General features: G+C 38.4%; 16 protein-coding genes and 1 pseudogene. 12 read left to right on the top strand and 5 right to left on the bottom strand.

Features of this window, described 5'->3' with window-relative positions; genetic code table 11:
* Window positions 1-104 precede the first annotated feature (104 nt).
* The gene (locus tag IGI68_RS01325) at window positions 105-680 is read right to left on the bottom strand and encodes a recombinase family protein (RefSeq protein ID WP_041098603.1); all 576 of its coding nucleotides are present in this window, start codon (window positions 678-680) and stop codon (window positions 105-107) included.
* 147 nt (window positions 681-827) lie between these two features.
* On the opposite strand from IGI68_RS01325, the gene IGI68_RS01320 reads away from it, so the two are divergent.
* From IGI68_RS01320 to IGI68_RS01300, 5 genes and pseudogenes are all read left to right on the top strand, one after another.
* The gene (locus IGI68_RS01320) at window positions 828-1,616 is read left to right on the top strand and encodes a DUF4158 domain-containing protein (protein ID WP_438729731.1); all 789 of its coding nucleotides are present in this window, start codon (window positions 828-830) and stop codon (window positions 1,614-1,616) included.
* The gene (locus tag IGI68_RS01315; RefSeq protein WP_438733182.1) at window positions 1,576-2,052 is read left to right on the top strand and encodes a DUF5054 domain-containing protein; all 477 of its coding nucleotides are present in this window, start codon (window positions 1,576-1,578) and stop codon (window positions 2,050-2,052) included. Before IGI68_RS01320 ends, IGI68_RS01315 begins: the two co-directional genes overlap by 41 nt.
* Before the next feature lies 1 nt (window position 2,053).
* Window positions 2,054-2,488 (top strand): hypothetical protein, encoded by a 435-nt coding sequence (locus IGI68_RS01310; RefSeq protein WP_438729728.1) that lies wholly within the window; start codon window positions 2,054-2,056, stop codon window positions 2,486-2,488.
* 154 nt (window positions 2,489-2,642) lie between these two features.
* On the top strand, window positions 2,643-2,978 hold the full coding sequence (locus IGI68_RS01305; RefSeq protein WP_071874756.1) for a zinc ribbon domain-containing protein YjdM: 336 nt from the start codon (window positions 2,643-2,645) through the stop codon (window positions 2,976-2,978).
* 213 nt (window positions 2,979-3,191) lie between these two features.
* Window positions 3,192-3,956: pseudogene (locus IGI68_RS01300) on the top strand (alpha-L-fucosidase).
* Window positions 3,957-4,028: 72 nt separating this feature from the next.
* On the opposite strand, the gene IGI68_RS01295 reads toward IGI68_RS01300, so the two are convergent.
* Window positions 4,029-4,673 carry a DNA alkylation repair protein gene (locus tag IGI68_RS01295; protein ID WP_438729724.1) on the bottom strand — a complete coding sequence of 215 codons (645 nt, stop codon included), beginning with the start codon at window positions 4,671-4,673 and terminating at the stop codon, window positions 4,029-4,031.
* 16 nt (window positions 4,674-4,689) lie between these two features.
* Window positions 4,690-5,763: an endonuclease/exonuclease/phosphatase family protein gene (locus tag IGI68_RS01290; RefSeq protein WP_438729721.1), complete on the bottom strand. Its 1,074-nt coding sequence runs from the start codon at window positions 5,761-5,763 to the stop codon at window positions 4,690-4,692.
* 163 nt (window positions 5,764-5,926) lie between these two features.
* Here IGI68_RS01290 and IGI68_RS01285 point away from each other — a divergent pair, with 163 nt between their 5' ends.
* The 3 genes from IGI68_RS01285 (at window position 5,927) to IGI68_RS01275 (ending at window position 8,413) form a co-directional block, all read left to right on the top strand.
* Window positions 5,927-6,538, top strand: coding sequence for a YczE/YyaS/YitT family protein (locus IGI68_RS01285; protein WP_071874760.1), 612 nt, complete (start codon window positions 5,927-5,929; stop codon window positions 6,536-6,538).
* 155 nt (window positions 6,539-6,693) lie between these two features.
* Window positions 6,694-7,572 carry a hypothetical protein gene (locus IGI68_RS01280; protein WP_438729717.1) on the top strand — a complete coding sequence of 293 codons (879 nt, stop codon included), beginning with the start codon at window positions 6,694-6,696 and terminating at the stop codon, window positions 7,570-7,572.
* Between the two features lie 64 nt (window positions 7,573-7,636).
* Window positions 7,637-8,413, top strand: a complete 777-nt coding sequence (locus IGI68_RS01275) for an alpha/beta hydrolase (RefSeq protein ID WP_438733180.1) — start codon at window positions 7,637-7,639, stop codon at window positions 8,411-8,413.
* Between the two features lie 82 nt (window positions 8,414-8,495).
* Here the strand turns inward: IGI68_RS01275 and IGI68_RS01270 are convergent, their stop codons facing one another.
* A complete protein-coding gene (locus IGI68_RS01270) occupies window positions 8,496-9,248 on the bottom strand; it encodes an esterase family protein (protein WP_438729714.1) in 753 nt (250 codons plus the stop codon).
* On the bottom strand, window positions 9,238-10,440 hold the full coding sequence (locus IGI68_RS01265; RefSeq protein ID WP_438729711.1) for an ATP-grasp domain-containing protein: 1,203 nt from the start codon (window positions 10,438-10,440) through the stop codon (window positions 9,238-9,240). The genes IGI68_RS01270 and IGI68_RS01265 overlap by 11 nt, the downstream gene beginning before the upstream one ends.
* A 916-nt stretch (window positions 10,441-11,356) precedes the next feature.
* Between IGI68_RS01265 and IGI68_RS01260 the strand changes: the two genes are divergently transcribed.
* The 4 genes from IGI68_RS01260 (at window position 11,357) to IGI68_RS01245 (ending at window position 19,530) form a co-directional block, all read left to right on the top strand.
* Window positions 11,357-12,700 (top strand): alpha-L-fucosidase, encoded by a 1,344-nt coding sequence (locus IGI68_RS01260; RefSeq protein WP_438729708.1) that lies wholly within the window; start codon window positions 11,357-11,359, stop codon window positions 12,698-12,700.
* A gap of 20 nt (window positions 12,701-12,720) precedes the next feature.
* A complete protein-coding gene (locus tag IGI68_RS01255; RefSeq protein ID WP_438729705.1) occupies window positions 12,721-14,367 on the top strand; it encodes an extracellular solute-binding protein in 1,647 nt (548 codons plus the stop codon).
* A 269-nt stretch (window positions 14,368-14,636) separates the two neighbouring features.
* Window positions 14,637-16,292 carry an extracellular solute-binding protein gene (locus IGI68_RS01250; protein WP_438729702.1) on the top strand — a complete coding sequence of 552 codons (1,656 nt, stop codon included), beginning with the start codon at window positions 14,637-14,639 and terminating at the stop codon, window positions 16,290-16,292.
* A 211-nt stretch (window positions 16,293-16,503) separates the two neighbouring features.
* Window positions 16,504-19,530 carry an alpha-mannosidase gene (locus tag IGI68_RS01245; protein ID WP_438729699.1) on the top strand — a complete coding sequence of 1,009 codons (3,027 nt, stop codon included), beginning with the start codon at window positions 16,504-16,506 and terminating at the stop codon, window positions 19,528-19,530.
* Window positions 19,531-19,532 lie beyond the last annotated feature (2 nt).

Raw genomic sequence — 19,532 nt, 5'->3', positions numbered from 1 at the left:
CCTTTCAATATTTACTTTAAAACAAAATAGATAATAATTGCCGACATTTCATGCCTAAAAATGTTGGTATCAAAAAATAAACCTTTTGATAGAATCAGGACAAACTATTTGTTTCCTTCCGATAGCCTTCTATATAATGAAGCCCTAGACACATTAGTAATTTCGCAAATTTGATTTACAGTCATACCGCCTTCTTTATATAGTTTTACTGCATATTTCATTCCTGCGTGATTTTTATGATATTTCTTTAAACGACCCTTAAACTTCCCTTCTTTCTTAGCCAGCTCAATCCCTTCTCGTTGACGCATACGGATAAGATCTCGTTCTAATTGGTTCACACCAGCCATTACTGTAATTAAGAATTGGCTGTATGGATTATCCTCTGATAAATCTAGCCATGTATCCTTGAGTGATTTTAAGCTTGCCTTTTTCCTGCGTATTAAATCAATCAATTCAAATAAGTTCTGCGTACTCCGAGTAATCCGAGTTAAGTCTGTAACATAAATAATGTCTCCTTCCTGTAAATCCTCTAACATTTTTTGAAGTTGCTCGCGATCCTTTGCTGCCCCAGAAACTTTTTCTTCAAAAATAATATCCATACCGATTTCGTTTAATTGCTGAAATTGTCTTGAAGGATTTTGGCTAGTCGAACTGACACGTATATAACCGATTTTTCGCAAAATATCACCTCGTTTTTGAGACAAGTCTTATGAGACACTCTTAACTATGATTTTATCAGTCTACTACACTTGTATCAATAGAGTACACTCTATTGATATATAATTGAACTAATTAACTGAATAATTATGGAAATGGGATGATACTGAATGAAAATTGCGAGAGGTAGAGAATTGCTTACACTGGAACAGAGGCAGGATTTTATGCAAATCCCTGAAGATGAATGGATATTGGGGACCTACTTCACTTTTTCCAAACGGGATTTAGAAATAGTTAATAAGCGAAGGAGAGAAGAAAACCGTTTAGGGTTTGCTGTTCAATTAGCTGTTCTTCGGTATCCCGGTTGGCCATACACTCATATCAAAAGCATCCCGGAATCAGTCATACATTATATATCGAAACAAATCGGTGCCACTCCATCTTCGATTAGTCTTTATTCTCAAAGAGAAAATACACTTTGGGATCATTTGAAAGAACTTCGCAGTGAATACGACTTTGTAACTTTTACTCTAAGAGAATATCGAATAGCATTTAAGCATCTTCATCAATTAGCTTTTGAAAATGGCGATGCCATACATCTACTACATGAATGTATAGATTTTCTAAGAAAAAACAAAATCATACTGCCTGCTATTACTACACTTGAAAGAATGGTGTGGGAGGCAAGGGCAATGGCTGAAAAGAAACTGTTTAATACTGTTAGTCAATCTCTTACAAATGAACAAAAAGGAAAGCTTGAAGAGATCATTACTTCGCAGCATCCATCCGAATCCAATAAAACGATATTGGGTTGGTTAAAGGAACCGCCGGGTCATCCTTCACCCGAAACATTTCTAAAAGTAATAGAACGACTCGAATACATACGAGGAATGGAATTAGAAACGGTACAAATTAGTCATTTGCATCGCAATCGCCTGTTTCAACTATCTCGCTTCTGAAAAAGAAATCCCTGATATCAAAACAACCACTACAATCATGCCAGGAAAACAATACGATTTTGGAAATGTGTCTTTTGTGATTGGCACAACAGGTGACATGAGTCGTTTAATCATCGATGGTTATTCGTTAATTGAAGAAGGCAAGACATTTGGGGGGTTATCTTACGAGCGATTTGACTTTCATGACTATACGAATTTCTTCGTCGATTACAGTCGTCTCACTCGTTGGACAACAAGTTGGGCAATGGGAGACTTTGGCCGTCGTGGCATTGAGATTTACTCTGACGTTCGTCATGAGATCCATCAACCTTCGATTATCAAAGCCGGCATGACACTTGATGATCAGACTGCTCAAATCTCGCTAGATCTTGCGTATAGCGATGAAGACGTGAAAAAATGGGGCGTTCCGAAAACGAACACACTTGTATATCATTAACTTGGAAGAAAAAACAATTGATTTATCTTATAAATGGGAAGAAAAACAAGCCAACCGTTTACCTGAAGGTTATTGGTTAGAAACGAGTATCCACGTCAGCAATCCAACGCGTTGGGTTATGCAAAAAATGAACTATCCCGTTAATCCGTCAAATGTACTCGAAAATGGAAACCGTAATATGCGTGTGCTTTCTGATGAAGGGATGCGCTATACGGGATACGAAGGTCGCTTTGATCTGATTACGAAAGATGCCCCTCTGGTCTCACTCGGTCGTAGAACGTTATTGAAGTTTGACAATCAACTGCCAAATCTAAACGATGGTATTTTTGTCAATCTCTTTAATAATGTGTGGGGAACAAATTTTGCAGCTTGGTATGAAGGGGATATGACATATCATGTTCGCTTTAAATGGGAAACAAACGAAATCATGTCATAACTGTCTTTCCTCCCTACTATTTGTCAGGAAAGATCGTATTTTTTCAAGTGAACTAGCAGCGTTCATCAAAACATGCTATAGTATTTAGTGAAGAAAAAAACAAAGCGTGTGTCGGAAGAAGACGTGCTTGGTCATTTGAAAGGGGAAGAAAAGCATGGGATTACCCAATTGTCCATTGTGCCAATCGGAATATACTTATGAGGATCGTGGACTTTATATTTGTCCAGAATGTGCACATGAGTGGTCTGGTGAATCAGCAGGAGAAGTAGAAGAAGGTTTGGTTGTCAAAGATATTAACGGCAATCTCCTCGTTGATGGTGATAGTGTGACGGTCATGAAAGACTTAAAAGTGAAAGGTGCTCAAAGCGTCTTGAAAAAGGGAACCAAAGTTAAAAGTATTCGCTTAGTCGACTCAGACCATAACATTGATTGTAAAATTGATGGTTTTGGACCGATGAAATTGAAGTCAGAATTTGTGAAAAAATTGTAAGACTCGTTCTTTCAGCTATCTGTATCAAATGAGTGTGTGACTGTTCATTTGTCAGATAGCTTTTTTAATGGCATGATTGAAAAGGTTTTCTATCTTTTAGGTTAAGGAAAGAGATTGAAAATAGTCGGGAATCTGCTCTTGACTAAATGACGAAATACAACCATGCGCGTACCACATAGAAAAATAAACGCATGTTGTAAAGGAGAAATCAGCATGACAAATAGTTTAGAAAAAATTTTAAAAAGAACCGAATGGTTTCGTGAAGATCGATTTGGGATGTTTATTCACTGGGGATTGTATGCGATTCCAGGTCGCGGAGAATAGGTAAAAATCTATGAAAAAATGACGAATGAACAATATCACCAATACTTTGAGGCCTTTAATCCCGTTGACTATGATCCAAAAGCGTGGACGAAAGCTGCGAAAGAGGCAGGAATGAAGTACGTGGTATTAACCGCGAAACACCATGATGGTTTTTGTTTGTTTGATAGTAAGTATACAGAGTTTAAATCAACCAATACGGCGATCAAGCGTGATTTGATTGCTGAATACGTCGAAGCGCTACGCGAAGAAGGATTGAAAGTGGGCTTATACTTTAGCCTAATCGATTGGCATCATCCTGATTATCCAAAATACAATGACTGGCACCATCCCATGAGTGGTGTGGAAGCTCAAGGTTGCGGCATGGCGACAGATTTAGCGAAACCCGAGTGGGGGTATTACACCCAAAATGGCAATGTCCTTTATGCCCATATTTTTGATCAACCGATTGGACCGTTAGCGCTACCAGGTTTAGACAAGACAAACATTAAACGCGCCTCACTGTTACGTGATGGTAGTGAAATCATGGTTTCAAATAGTTGGACAACCAAGGCTTTTTCAGATGTGACTTATTTAGAGTTTGGAGGGGTGTCGCACTTTACCTATCCATTACCGGATGATATCGATACCGTGATTAAGATTGAATTACGTCAGTAAAAAAACGAAGAAGTCATTTTAAAATACCATTCACCGAACGCTCCTATTCTTCGTTCGGTGAATGGTATTTCCTTAAATATATTTACTCGCTTCTCGAATACTTAAAGGTGCCATTTGATCTTGGTGGCGGGCAATAAAAGCTTTAACCCATTCAGGATTTGTCTTACTGTAGTCTCTGAGACTCCAGCCAATCGCTTTATTAATAAAAAATTCTTTTTGTCCAAAATTATGACAAATTATTTTTTCAAGTAATACTGGATTCGTTTGTTCTTTTCGCAAAATTTGGTGATCAATCGCGACACGACGAAGCCAGATATTATCATCGGTACTCCAGTCGAGGAGGGTTGCTTCAACTGTTGGATGGTGAAGGGCCACGTATCCAACTAATTTATCCAACGAATCAATGGTATCCCACCAGGATTTTGTCACAATCAGTTGTCGTAGTCGCGGAATGTCTTCGACTGTTAAGCGCTGTTTCAACTTGGTTAAATAGGCAATTGCTAAATATTGAAATTCACGTTCGTCTTTTTCCCAACATTGTTGAACGAATTCCCAATCAATCGTTGCTCTATTGATTGTTTTTAAAAAATCACGTGTGAGAATTTTTCGCTCAGGAGCCGTGATTCCTAAGAATTTGAACTGATTTCTCATATAGGCTTCCATCGCAATCGCTTTTTGAGGATTCGCCGCTTGATAAAAAGTATCGAAAATCGTCATCCTTTAACCACTCCTTTTATTCTTCTTTAAACTGAAAAGTTAACGTGATCGGGTTATGGTCAGAGTTTGCAAAACCTAAATCCGTCACTTGTGTTGTTTCGACGATAATATCATTGGAAACAATAAATCCATCAATCAATGAGACAAAGGTTTCGCCGGGAGTATACCCTGTGCCATTCGCTCGAACAGTAGGAATTTTTGCTTCGATCAGGTCTTTTTTGACGACGGTGAAGTTTTCGGATAAGAATTCTTCTGGGAAAGGATGGGTCCATGTTTCAATGATCTTTTCTGTCTCGAAGACTTCGGGACTATTTCCCAGTAAATCATGATTAAAATCGCCCCCAACGATAACACTTCGACCACTTCGATATTCAGCTTCCATGATTGCCGCCAACTTTTTGATTTGATTATCAAGAATCGTCGTATCTTCTGTAAAAGCGGATAAATGAACGTTAATTAAGGTGAGGGGGTGTTCGCCCAAAGTAGTGTGACTGACACTGAAAGCACGGTCCAAATCAAAAAATTTGTTGAAATCCGTCTCAATCGGCAGCGAATAGCGGGTAGTGGTCACAATTGGAAATTGACTCAGTGTTAAGAGTCCTGAAGTCGACTGCCCAATGGGTTTGGTAAAGGGATAAAATAAATAGCTTGAATCGTAATTTTGCGCAAAAGCGGCATCATAGTTTGAAAATTGGTCAGTGAGGTAGTCGACTTGATTCACTTTAAAGGAGCGATGGGCAATGGTATCGACTTCTTGTAGAAAGATAATATCGGATTGAAGCGTCGTCAGTGCCGTTGAAATCCCGTCTAGATTTGTCAATACGGTTTCTTTGTCGTAGGCTCGCGAATATTTCCCACCATCCATAAAGAAACTGTAATCGGCAGGGTAGGCAGCATAGCCAATATTGAAACTGGTCGCACGATATTGAGCCTTTTCTGTTTGTTCGGATACATTCGTTCCTTTAATTGTGGTAATTTCTTGTTGGTCAGGTAAGCGGTCATAATCTAAAAATAGATACGTAATGTAAATTCCGAGAATAATGAGAAGAACTGCGACGAAACCACCAACTATTTTTAATCCTCTTTTCAAAAAAACACCTCCATTATTTTAAGACCAGTATAACATAAGGCATGAATAATTATTTTTAGGAAATAGGAAATGAGAAAAAAATGGGAAGATAAAAGTCAGGAAATTCAGATTAAAGGGTGTTATACTAAGGAATAGAACGTATCTAGAAAGAAGGAGAAATCGCTTGGCACAAAAAAACTATGGTAAAAAATTACTGCTTGTCGTACTTGGTTCTACCGTGATGGGCATCGGAATTTATTTAACCATTATTGCAAACTTCGGAAGTGACCCGTTAACAATGTTTTGGATTGGTTTATCGAATCGATTAGGCATCACGATTGGACAAGCGAATCTTTTGGTCAGCGCACTGATGTTAATCGTTGTTTTTTTCATGGATCGAAAAGAAATTTTTATCGGTAGTATATTGAATCCCTTGGTCATTTCTGTCACGACTGACTTCTTATTACGACAAACCATCACGATTGATTCTGTAGGTCTACGAATGATGTTCTTTATTTTAGGCTTATTGATTTTAGCTTTCGGGATTGCGGTATATTCACTCGCTGATTTTGGCAGAGGTGCTTATGAAGCACTTGTTTTTTCCTTAAATCAACTATTTAAGCGCTCTATTCGAATCTTCCGTATTTTGTGTGATATCAGCTTTGCGATTGCCGGTATTTTACTAGGTGCTCAGCTCTCAATTGGTCCAGTTATGGCCATTCTTTTAATGGGTGTGAGTATTCAATTTTTTATTAATCACTTATCGCGTCCCATTTATCACTATTTAAATAAGTAGGATAAGCATGGAAAACGGATCGCACTCAAAATTTGAGGGCGCTCTTTTCTTTTGTGAGTGATTCATTGATTAGAAGAGGAATTACGGAGAAGGTAATCGATGTAGTGGTGGAGAGATGCGACAGAGAGAGAACAGAAACAAAGGAGTGTTGAAAGATGGGGCAAGTTCAGGAACATTTACAGAAATATAAAAGATGGTATCCCCAAACTTATCAATTAAAGGAATATCCCTTAGAGGGACGCAAAACATTAACAGTGAAAAATCGTCAAGAAATTTACCAACGGTTAACGAAGCCACAGCGAGCATTAATTGAAACCCATAAAAAATATCAAATGGGTTCTTTTTTCTTAAAACATCATTATTTAATTGATGAAGCTTGGCAATTTGAAACGGTCAATATCGATGAAAATTATAATCGGAAATTAAAACGGTATCACTTGTTTTGCCAATGTGGAAAAGCCGTGAAATATCAGTTTGTTTTAACATCCAAAAAAACACAAGAAAAAATAGCTTTGGGAATTACCCATTTTTCCGATCACCTAGGAGTAAGCGCAGAGGTAGCGAGTGAGATAAAAAAGGGGATTAATCACGTCGATATGGCCCTGGATGAGTTATTATGGTTAAAAGATAAAAAGATATTGTTTCCAGAAGATTTATGGCAACAATATCTTTTTGCCCGCTATCGAAATGAGCAATTAATTCAACCGGTGGCGTACAATCAGGTTTTGGCTCAGCGAGTTCTGACTTTTCGAGAAGTAGAGATGCCGATTTTCGTGGCTGATTATTTAGCCTTATTAAGTGAGATTCGCTTAATTGAAAAGGCGAGCGCTAAAAGGGAACAGCCCAAATTTGTGGGAGAAAAAAAGAGCTTCGAAGCGTATGCGCTACGCTTAATGTCAAGTATGCCTGAAAAAGAAAGCCACTATCATCCAAGCAGTTTGGCATTATATGAAGAATGGAAAAAACTTACTCAAACAGAGCAAGCGCGAGTTTTGGAAGAGTTTCAACAATTGATTCAACAACCATCATGTTAGAGGAGGTAGGAATTTGCCAAAAAGATACCAAGATCCCTATTTACAATTAAATACCCATTATTTAATGGTTCCGTATACCAAACGTGAACGCCGCATTCGTGTGTTATTACCAAAAAACTATACCGAAAACACGCAAACAACCTATCCCGTACTTTATATGTATGATGGTCAGAATGTTTTTCATAGTCGTGAAGCCTATTCAGGACATTCTTGGAAGGTCATCCCTCACTTAAAGTGGAATAGTCAAATTCCAGATATGATGATCGTCGCGATTGATCATGATGGTGAACAGCGTCTAAACGAATACACGCCGTGGGAAATGAATCCAGCCGAAATCGAAAAAACACAACAAGTCGGTGGCTTAGGAAAAGCCCATGCCAGTTGGATTGTAGAATGTGTCAAGCCTTTTATTGATCAACACTATCGTACTTCCCCACAGAAGGAAACAAGTTTTCTAGCTGGTAGTTCGTTAGGTGGACTCATGACGGCGTACACGGGAGCGACTTATCCGGATGTTTTTGGTGTCCTGGGCATTTTTTCACTAGCCTCGTGGGTTAACGATGAAGCTTTTTTACACTATATTGCGCAACATCCATTAGCCACACAGACGAAAGTCTACTTACAAGTTGGCACGATGGAAGGAAATGAAACAGACCAAGGCTTCACTTCTAAAAATGTGAACCAGATGTACCTCGATAGCTCCCTTTGGTATTATCAAACCTTGCTGAGAACGGGGCAGCCGATTGATACGATTTGGTTTCGGATTTTAGCCGATGCGATTCACCATGAAAAATGTTGGGCCGATCATTTTGGTGAATTTTTAGTGTCTAGTTTTCAATAAAAAAAGAGTTTTCCGCTAGACTTCATGAGGAAGTTAGCGGAAAACTTTTTTAGTGAGGAAAAATGAATCACCACGCTCGTTTTTAGAGTCGTCCTTGGGCAACGAGTTGATCTAAATAATAGGGCATTTGAATTCGCCACCAGTCCCAGTCGTGAGGGACATCAAATCCCCAATAATCAAACCAACCGGGCAACTGTTTTCGCTGAAAAAGAGCCTCGAGACGTTGCGTTTCGTCAATATGAGGGGCTTCCCAATTCCCTTGACCGACACAAACAATAAAGAGATTTTTTCGATAACGATCGATAAACCACGGATCATGCATTTTTTCTAAGTAATCAATCGGGGAATTGTAATAGACACTTGGACTATCTTGATAATCGCCTGTGAAAAAGCGCGCATCATATGCACCACTTAACGCAATGCTTTGATCAAAAACATCGGGATGACGTAAAGCAAAATTGATTGTGTGATACGCTCCCATGCTACAACCTGTCGCCATCAATCCGTCCTGCCAATTTCTTTCGTGTTTGATTAAAGGCACCAGTTCTTGAATCATGTATTGATCGTAGCGGTCATGGGCACGCCCCATTTCCTCTGGTGATTTCCAAGTTGCAAACCACGACTCGCGATCATAGGAATCCGGTGTATAAAAAGTGACGAGACCTTGATCAATGAAGGATTGACAAGCCGCAATCATCCCAAAATCGCCGTATTCATTTTGACTTCCACCAGAAGAAGGAAAGACGATGATGGGTTTTCCTGCGTGACCATAAACATTAAATGCCCGTTCTTCTTGTAAAAAATGACTGAAATGGGATCTACGTTCAAAATGCATCGTGGGTTACCTCCTCTGTCCGTTGATGAATTAACTGAATCCATTCAAATAATTCTTTTTTGGTAGCACTGCGAATCAAATACCCTTCATCGCCCATGATTTGGGCGAAAATACCAGGAATTGATTGGCATTGAATCAATCCAGCCCCAATTTGTTCTCGTATTTGCTCATTAGAGTAACGATAAGGTTGATTCGTATATTTACGCGAAACATACGCACAATGATAGGGACGCGTGACATTTGCTCGAAACTGATTATCTTTCACAATCGTGGCATATTCCTGGAAGACGTCAATATCATTGGCGTAATTAAACATGTCAATCGATAAGCCACCAGGGGGACGCATATTGACTTCTAAAGGAATCAATTTCCCATCAGTGGTTCGGAAAAATTCTAAATGGAAAAAGCGTTCTTTTACTTGAAAAGCTTCGACGATTTTTTTGCCCATTTCAATAATATCTTGAGGGATTTCTCGTGGGATAAAATAAAACATCTCACTATTTTTTTCAACCGTATCTAAAACAGCCTCACTGTAGTGAAAAGTTGAATAAAAAACGACTCGACCGTCTTGATCTGCAATACCGTCAAAGGTTTCTATTTCTCCTAAAATAAATTCTTCCATAATATAAGGGACGTCGGCTTGCCAAGTAGTAAAAAATGTTTCTAAATCATGCGGATGATCAATTTTATACGTATCTGTCGCACCGACCCCACTATCTGGTTTAATAATGACGGGATAGTGGAGTTCTTGGACTAATTGTAAGGCATCGGAAAAATCTGAAAAGACGCGTCCTTTAGCAACCGGTAACCCAATCGAGCGAAAAATCTCTTTCATGTTTGATTTTCGGCGGATTTTTGGAATTTCTGTTAAATGATAGCCAGGTACATTAAAATCAGTGCGCAAATGGGCATCTAGTTCAAGCCAATGTTCATTATGTGACTCAATGCGATCAATGCGACCATATTTATAGGCAAAGTAGGCAACTGCTTGATAAACTTGTTGATAATTTTCCATATCACTCACTTGGTAATAATCAGTCAATGCTTCTTTTAAACGATCCGTTAGTTGTTCATAAGGGACATCCGCAATGCCTAAAGTTTGAAAATGTTCCTCCTTTAATCGTTGTGCAAAAGGCGTGAAATTTTCGGGGAAGTGGGGAGAGATTAAGATGAAATTCCGTTTGTTGATCATCAAAGACACCTCTTTTCAATTATTTAGATAGTATGTATCATATCATCATTATGAGTTTTTTTCTAATGTATACTTATTTATTTTTAATTTAGTTAGATCAAGTAGATTCTGCTAACCTCATTGATAGATTTTAAAAAGACACCATTCGATTGTTCTTTGTTAAAGAAGAAAAGAATATGTAGCGTTACCAAAGGCTTTATATTAATGTTTTTCTCTTTTTACATAGATTTGGGATTATACATATTGCGCCTGTTACAGAATACGCTTACATTTAGATTGCGCATTACGAAGAAATCAAAATTTTGAAAATAAGTATTTAAGCGTATTTTTTTAGGAAATAAATGAGAAAATTGACTTAATCATACTTATTTAAATAAGATTCATCTGAGAAGGATGCCGATTTTTTACCGGATTAATTAAAAGAATAAAACGAGTCGGTTGCAACCGACTAAGTAAACGATACGTGACTGACACTGACGTAATGAAAGAAATCATTATTGCGGTGTGAAGTCCTTTGTCCGACAGGCTAAAGATTTCAAATTACTGGAATCTCTGAGCGTGAAAGAATAGATAGCTATTTACCTAGCAGCCAATATTCATTGGGCGTGCCACTAACGAACGGTTTCATTTCTAAAGACCTCCGTTTAAAATCCACGCGATTTTTATGGAGGTCTCTTCCCTAAAAAAATAAAGTTCAGAGGACGATTGATTGTCAAAAAAGAACTCTTTCCACTATCTGGTTATGATACGATTTTAGAAACACGAATAAAGAATGTTGATTAAAAAAATCCGAGATAACGTTAGAACCCTTTATAATCCAACGTTTATCTGTTTAACATATTAAAAGAATTATACACATTGCGCAAATATTCGAATGCGCTTACAGTTGGGATATCAAATTTAGGAGGCGGTTTCATTGAGTATCATCCGAGGTGACATCGAAGAAGCAAAAGGGATTGAAGAAGAGGAAATAGTCGTCTATCCCGAAACAAATATGGTAAAAGAACGCTTAGAGTGGTTTCAAGATTTAAAATTAGGGGTCATTTTCCATTATGGCATTTATGCTCAAGCAGGAATCGTCGAATCTTGGCAATTATCTGAAGAAGATGTTTGGGCAAGAGAAGGCAGAGAGTTTCGAAAAGATTTCAAACAACTCCAATTAGATTATTGGAATTTAATCTCTGAATTTAATCCCACACAACTCGACGCGAAAAAATGGGCACAAACGTGTAAACAAGCAGGCTTTAAGTATTGTATTTTCACGACGAAACACCATGATGGTTTTAACCTTTACAATACGATGGAAACGGAATATAAAGTCGGCGGAAAATTAAGTCCGTTTAAACGGGATATTTTAAAAGAAGTGTTTGATGCTTTTCGTGAAGAAGACTTTGGAATTGGCGCGTATTATTCAAAAGCCGATTGGTATTCTCAATATTATTGGTTAGATGATGAGACTAAAAAAGGACGTCGAGCAAGTTACGATACGCAAAAGCACCCAGAAATTTGGGAGAAATACGTGCAATTTGTTCATAATCAAATTCATGAAATCACGCATAATTATGGGGATATCGACTTATTGTGGTTAGATGGTGGTTGGTGTGGCCAAGGTAAGGAAGATTTACAAATGGATCGTTTAGCTGAAATTGCCCGTGAACAAAACCCAGAGTTGATTATGGTCGATCGTATGATGGGGGGACGCCATGAGAACTACGTCACACCTGAACGAAAGATACCAGCATTACATGAAATTCCAACAAAAGTTTGGGAGAGTAATATTCCAATTGGGAACGACTGGGGCTATGTACCAGTAGAGACGTTTAAATCGAGTCAAGTATTATTGGATACGTTTGTTGATGTGGTCAGTAAAGGTGGTAACTTAATCTTGGGTGTTGGCCCAACTCCTCAAGGAACATTTACGGAGGAAGAAACAACGATTCTACAAGAGATTGGGGAATGGTTAGCCATTTACGGAGAAGGAATTTATCATACCCGAGCGCAAGCGAAAGATCGCGCGAATGAATGGAAACTAACGTTCAATAAAAATGAAAAAACCCATTATGCTTTTCGAAGCATTGAAGCCTCACAATTAGGGACGTTTTCACTTGCTGAAATCGAAGCTGAAGTTGGCGATGAAATTATTGATTTAGGAACGGGGGGAGTCGTAACAATCTTAGATGGGGATCAGATTGATGGGAGTCAGATTCATCGACCAACAGTTGGTTCAATGGGGTTAAAAGTAACAAAAAAGACACAATAAAGTAGAAAAGGAGAATGAAAATGCGTAAAAATAATAAAGTAGTTTTAGGATTAGGAATTGCCTTATTCAGTACGATTTTAGTGGCTTGTGGCTCAGGGAATGCAACAGGCAATGGGGTTAAAGAAGGAGAAGAAGTAAAACTAAATACAGAAAGCCAATTTCCTATTATTGCAGAAGGCGAAGAATTAACGCTAAGTATCATGGCTCCTGGAATGGGTGAAGCAGAGTGGGAAGACATGGCGACACTGCAAGACTATATGGAAAAAACTGGCATCACGACGACTTATGTCACGCCACCAAATGCTGATTTTCCGACAAAATTAAACTTAGCATTTGCGTCAGGTGACTTAACCGATATTATTTATGGCGCAGGTTCCAATACATTGACTTCAGCAATGGAAATTGATTATGGTTCTCAAGGGATTTTAGTCGCGTTAGAAGATTATATTACGCCTGAAACTATGCCAAATCTGTCAAAACTAATTGAAGAAGACCCAAATATTTTAAGATCGATTACGACTCCAGATGGACATGTTTACTCTCTACCAATGATTCCACGTAATGGAACGTCTATTTGGTATCAAGGCCCACTTTGGTATAATGGAGAATGGCTAGATGCTTTAGGTGTAGAGGAATTACCAAAAACTACTGATGAGTTCTATGATTTACTGGTACGTTTCCGCGATGAAGATCCAAATGGAAATGGCGAAAAAGACGAAATCCCATTATCGGATGTTCAAATGAATGGCAGCCGTTTATGGTTAATGGGTGCATTCGGAATGAAAGTAAAAGGGATTCAAGAAGATAATGGGGTCGTTTCTTACACACCAATCTCAGAAAACTACAAAGCGTTCTTAGAATACATGAACAAACTTTATTCTGAAGGATTGCTTGATAAAGAAGTGTACAGTCAATCAGACGATCAAAAGAAAGCAAAAGGACAAAAAAATCAATTGGGTATTTTCCCAGATTACTATAGCTTCTTCACAACAGGTCGTAGTGAACAAGAAGCAACGAATGATCCAATATTCCAACCACTTTCTTCTGAATATTCACCAGAAGCAGTAATTCCAGGTAGTCCACGTCTTTCTCGTGGTGCATTCTCAATCACGAGCCAAAATCCATCGGTTGAAGCGTCATTACGTTGGGTTGATTACTTCTACTCTGAAGAAGGTTCAAAATACTTAGAACAAGGACCAGAAGGTGTTTATTGGGAAACAGCAACAACAAAAGATGGCGAAGAAGTTCGAGTGTATACACCTGAAGTTGATCTAAATGATACGGAGTCTTTCCGAGCTAAAATTACGCCAGCTTATGGGTTAGTAACGCCAAACTTAGTCATTGATCAAGAACCAATTCGTGTGAGTGCGGATGAAGAACCAAATACTGCATTTAGAGATTGGGTTATTGCTGAAACACAAGAAAAAATGGAGCCAGTGGCAGAAGTACCATTCCCATTATTATACTTAACTAAAGAAGAAAATGATAAAGTAGCTACAAATGCAACCGACTTACAAACTTATACAACTGAAATGGAAGCGAAATTCATTACAGGTGTCACTTCATTTGATGAGTGGGACAAATATGTCGAAACAATTGAATCAATGGGCGTTGAAGAATACGTGGCAGCGTATCAAGCCGCTTATGATCGCTGGGCAGCAAACTAGTTTTAAGTGTTCCCTTTTAAATTCCAAACAATTCTCGAAAGGTTATTGTTTGGAATTTTTTTATTGTGATCGCTCGCTTCGCTTATCATTAAAGGAGTGGGATAGTTACGAAAAAACGTGATAAAATAACATTTCGAAAGCCTTTTCTTTTTTACATAGCCGATTATTTAAACATATTGCGCATATTTTGGTTAGCGCTTACAATTCAGTTGCAATAAGAAACGCCGGCTGTTTCAAAAAAGCATAATACATTCTGGGAGGAATAAAAGATGAGAAGTGGAAACAAATTGATTTACGGGTTAGGGATTGCCTTGTTTAGTACATTACTCGTTGCATGTAGTGCAAGTAATAGTAGTCAAGGAAACGGTTCGAATGGTGTTCAAGAATCTTCGGTTAAATTAAATACGGAAAGTCAATTTCCAATTGTAGCTGAAGGAGAAGAATTAACATTAAGTATTATGGCTCCAGGCGTTGGATTAGCAGAGTGGGCAGATATGCCAACCTTGCAAGAATACATGAAGATAACAGGAATTGAGACAACCTATGTAACGCCACCAGATGCTGATTTTGGAACAAAATTAAATCTGGCTTTTGCAGCAGATGATTTAAGTGATATTATTTACGGTGCTGGTGCAGATAAGTTGACCTCTGCAATGGAAATCGATTATGGGTCACAAGGGATTTTAGTTGCATTAGAGGATTATATTACCCCTGAAATTATGCCTAATTTTTCTAAATTAGTAGAGGAAGATCCAACAATTTTAAAATCGATTACAACACCTGATGGACATGTTTATACATTACCGATGCTCTCGAGAGGAGGTACAGCAATTTGGCCTGCCGGACCTCTTTGGTACAATGGTGAATGGTTAGATAAATTAGGAGTAACTGAATTACCAACGACTACCGATGAATTATATGATTTACTCGTTCGTTTCCGTGATGAAGATCCAAATGGGAATGGAAAGAAAGATGAAGTTCCATTGACAGACGTAGAAATGAATAGCTCTCGTTTATGGTTCATGGGTGCCTTTGGATTAAAAGTAAAAGGGATTCAAGAAGATGATGGCGTTGTTTCCTATACACCAATTTCAGAAAATTATAAGGCATTCTTACAATATATGAATAAATTATATTCAGAAGGTTTACTTGATAAAGAAGTCTATAGCCAATCCAGTGATCAAAAGAAAGCGAAGGGACAAAACAACCAATTAGGTTTATTCCCAGACTGGTTCTCATTCTTTACAACAGGTAGAGGTGAAGACGGAGCATTGAATGATCCGATGTTCCAACCCTTAACATCAGAATACTCACCGGAAGCAGTCATTGCAGGTAGTCCTAGATTATCGAGAGGGGCATTTGCGATTACGAAACAAAATCCATCCGTTGAAGCTTCTTTACGCTGGGTTGATTACTTTTATTCTGTTGAAGGTGCCCGTTTCTTAGAACAAGGTCCTGATGGTTTCTTATGGGAAAGTGCGACTACTAAAGACGGAGAAGAAGTACGAGTATTTACACCAGAAGTTGATTTAAATGATACTGAATCTTTCCGTGGTAAAATTACACCTGCCTTTGGATTGACGACTCCTAATATCGTAGTGGATCAGGAATTGATTCGTAAAACTGCTGATGAAGAACCTGATTCTACTTTCCGAGATTGGATTAATAATGAAACAAAAGAGAAAGTAGAACCTATTGCAGAAGTTGCATTCCCACTATTATACTTAACAAAAGAAGAAAATGATAAAGTTGCAACGAACGCAACCGATTTAGCAACGTACACGGAGGAGATGGAAGCAAAATTCATTACCGGTGTGACGTCATTTGATGAGTGGGATAAATATGTCCAAACGATTGAATCGATGGGCGTTGAAGAATATGTCGCAACGTATCAAACGGCTTATGATCGTTGGGCAGCAAACTAAAACAACTTAATGTTCCAACTAAAAATCAGAATTGATTTTTAGTTGGAACATTTTCTTTTATCACGAAAGAAATCTAAAAAATAGAGAATATGCTTGAAGTATCAACGTTTTGTGGAAATTAACATACATCAGAAATTATACATATTGCGAAACTATCGGGTAACGCTTACATTTTAAGTAGACGAAACACTTAAGAAAAGGGGCAAGATAAATGACTCATCCACAATTTGAATTTGAACGTATTCGAAAAATATTTTTTAAAGTTAACCGTTATAAAGTGAAAGAACGTCGCGTAATTTCCGCGCTATCTTTAGATCAAGGCAACGGTTTTGAACCATATGAACAAGGGGATTATTTTGGGAAGAAGAACACGGATTACACGATTAAAGGAACGTTTACGATTCCAGAAGAATGGCGTGATTATCCGGTTGCTTTTGAAGGATATGCCGATCCCTCACAGTCAGACAATAGTACCAATCCTCAAATGAAAGTCTATTTAAATGATCACTATTTACAAGCGTTAGATACGAATCATCGAGAAGTCGTATTGGCTGATGAATGGAAAGATGCGGGAGAAATCAACTTTACGGTGCCGATTTTTTCTGGCCGTGAAGAGAAAAAATTTCCGCTGCATTTTCATTTAATTGCTTATGATCAAGCGACGTATGATTTTTACTACGATTTAATGGCAATTTATGATTCTTGGCGTGGTGTGATGGCATTTGGTGGAGACGCCGAACGCTACCAACAAACGCTCGTTCAAGCGGTAAACTTGCTTGATTTCCGTCAACCGTATTCAAAGAGTTATTATCAAGGCATTGAAGCCGCGAAAGAAGTGCTGGCATCCATGTATCTCATCGATCATGTACCGACACAAAAAGTGACGGCAGTCGGACATACGCATATTGATTTGGCATGGTTATGGACCGTTCAACAAGCCATTGAAAAAGGAGAACGTAGCTTTCAAACCGTTTTTCAATTAATGGATGAATATCCAGACTATACGTTCATCAATAGTCAGCCGCAACAATATCAATTTATGAAAGACCATTATCCTGAATTGTACGCAAAAATCAAAGAAAAAATCAAAGAAGGTCGATGGGAAGCAGAAGGCGCGATGTGGGTCGAAGCGGATTGTAACTTAACATCAGGTGAATCACTCGTTCGACAAGTATTGTATGGCAAACGTTTCTTGAAAGAAGAGTTTGATGTGGACAGTAAAATTTTATGGTTACCCGATGTCTTTGGTTATTCAGCAGCATTACCCCAAATATTACAAAAAACCAATACGCCTTATTTTATGACGACAAAATTAAACTGGAATCAATTTAATCAAATTCCTTATGACTCTTTTTATTGGCAAGGAATTGATGGTTCAAAAGTACTGACTCATTTTATTACGACCATTAGTGAACATTATAATCCCACACCGTATTATTCAACGTACAATGGGTTGTTAGATCCTTATACCGTCAAAGGGAGTTTTGAGCGCTATCAACAAAAAGCGGTCAATGATGAGATTTTACTGGCGTACGGATACGGCGATGGGGGTGGCGGTCCAACAAGAGAAATGCTTGAAATTCAAAAACGGTTGCAACAGCCACTGCCAGATATGCCAACGATTACCGGCGATCGTGCAGGCGCATTTTTTGATCGCTTAAGTCAAAAAGAGAAGTTACCGACATGGTATGGCGAATTGTATTTTGAATACCATCGCGGAACGTTAACATCGATTGGGAAAAATAAAAAATACAATCGCGAAATTGAATTTTTATTACAAAATGTTGAGAAATGTTATGCCCAATACGCTTTTGATCGTTATCCGCAAGAAGCGCTAGAAAGAATGTGGAAGGTTGTCTTATTGAATCAATTCCACGATATTTTACCGGGGAGTTCGATTGAAGAAGTCTATGAACAAACCGATCGTGAATATGAAGCCATTATCAAGGAATGCCATGACTTATTAAGCGCCTTACCTTTGGTGCAACAAGAGTCAGTCTTTACCTTATATAACGCGCTAGGCTTTCAGCGTGCAAGCACAATTATGCTACCGGTAGTTGGACAAGCCGTTGATGGTGCGGGACACACGTTAGTCAGTCAGTTAACGCATCAAAATCAATTACTTGTCAAAACATCCACGATTCCTTCGTTAGCTAGCGAAAAAGTGAACGTCATTGCGCAACCTGTTGCAGCCGTCGTATTACCAAGTGTTGAGAAACAGTTTGAAACGGCTGATTTTAAAGTGAAGCTAAATGATGCATTCGAAATCATTTCACTTTTTGATAAACAAGCCAAACGAGAAATGATTCCGACGGGTGAAAAATTGAATCAACTCGTGGCCTACGAAGATATTCCAATGGATTACGATGCATGGGATATTGATGTGTACTATCAAGAAAAATCATGGAATGTTGATCAAATTGACAGTATTGAATGGGTCGAAAAAGGACCGATTCGTGATACATTGAAGGTCGTTCGCCCATTTGAGAATTCAATGATTACGCAGTACATCCATTTCTATCATGGCACAAAACGGATTGATTTTGAAACAAAAGTCGATTGGCAACTCAATCAGGTGCTATTAAAAGCGCAAATGCCCATTGCGGTGAATACATTAGAGGCAACTTATGATATCCAGTTCGGGAACGTCACACGAAATGTTCATAAAAATACAACTTGGGATTGGGCTCGCTTTGAAAGTTGCGGCCAAAAATGGGTTGATTTATCGGAAGGAAATTATGGCGTCAGTCTCTTATCGGATGCAAAATATGGCTTTAGTACCGAATTCCAAAAAATCGGTATTACGTTAATTAAATCCGCAATCGATCCGTATCCAAATGCGGATAATGGTCAACACGCATTTACCTATTCCTTATTTGCTCATGAAGGGAATTGGCAACAAGGTCACACCATGGAAGAAGCGCTAGACTTGAATGTCCCACTAATGGTATTTGACGGCGATCTGAACGAAAATACTTCTTTCTTTGAAGTGGATATGCCGAATGTGTTATTAGATACGGTGAAAAAAGCAGAAGACGATGAGGCGATTGTCTTGCGCTTATATGAATACATGAATCGTCAAACGCAAGTGAGACTGACGAGTCACAAAGAGATTGAACGGGCAGTCTTGTGCAACATGTTAGAAGAAGCAGAAGAAGAATTAGCTATCGGAAAAAATCACATTGATGTAGCGTTTAAACCATTTGAAGTGCAAACAATCAAAGTATATTTCAAATAAGA

The sequence above is a fragment of the Enterococcus sp. DIV1314a genome, from assembly GCF_051713805.1.
Lineage (GTDB): Bacteria > Bacillota > Bacilli > Lactobacillales > Enterococcaceae > Enterococcus_I > Enterococcus_I aquimarinus.
Note: the sequence above shows the minus strand (reverse complement) of the source record. Positions and strands in the feature narration are given on the sequence as shown.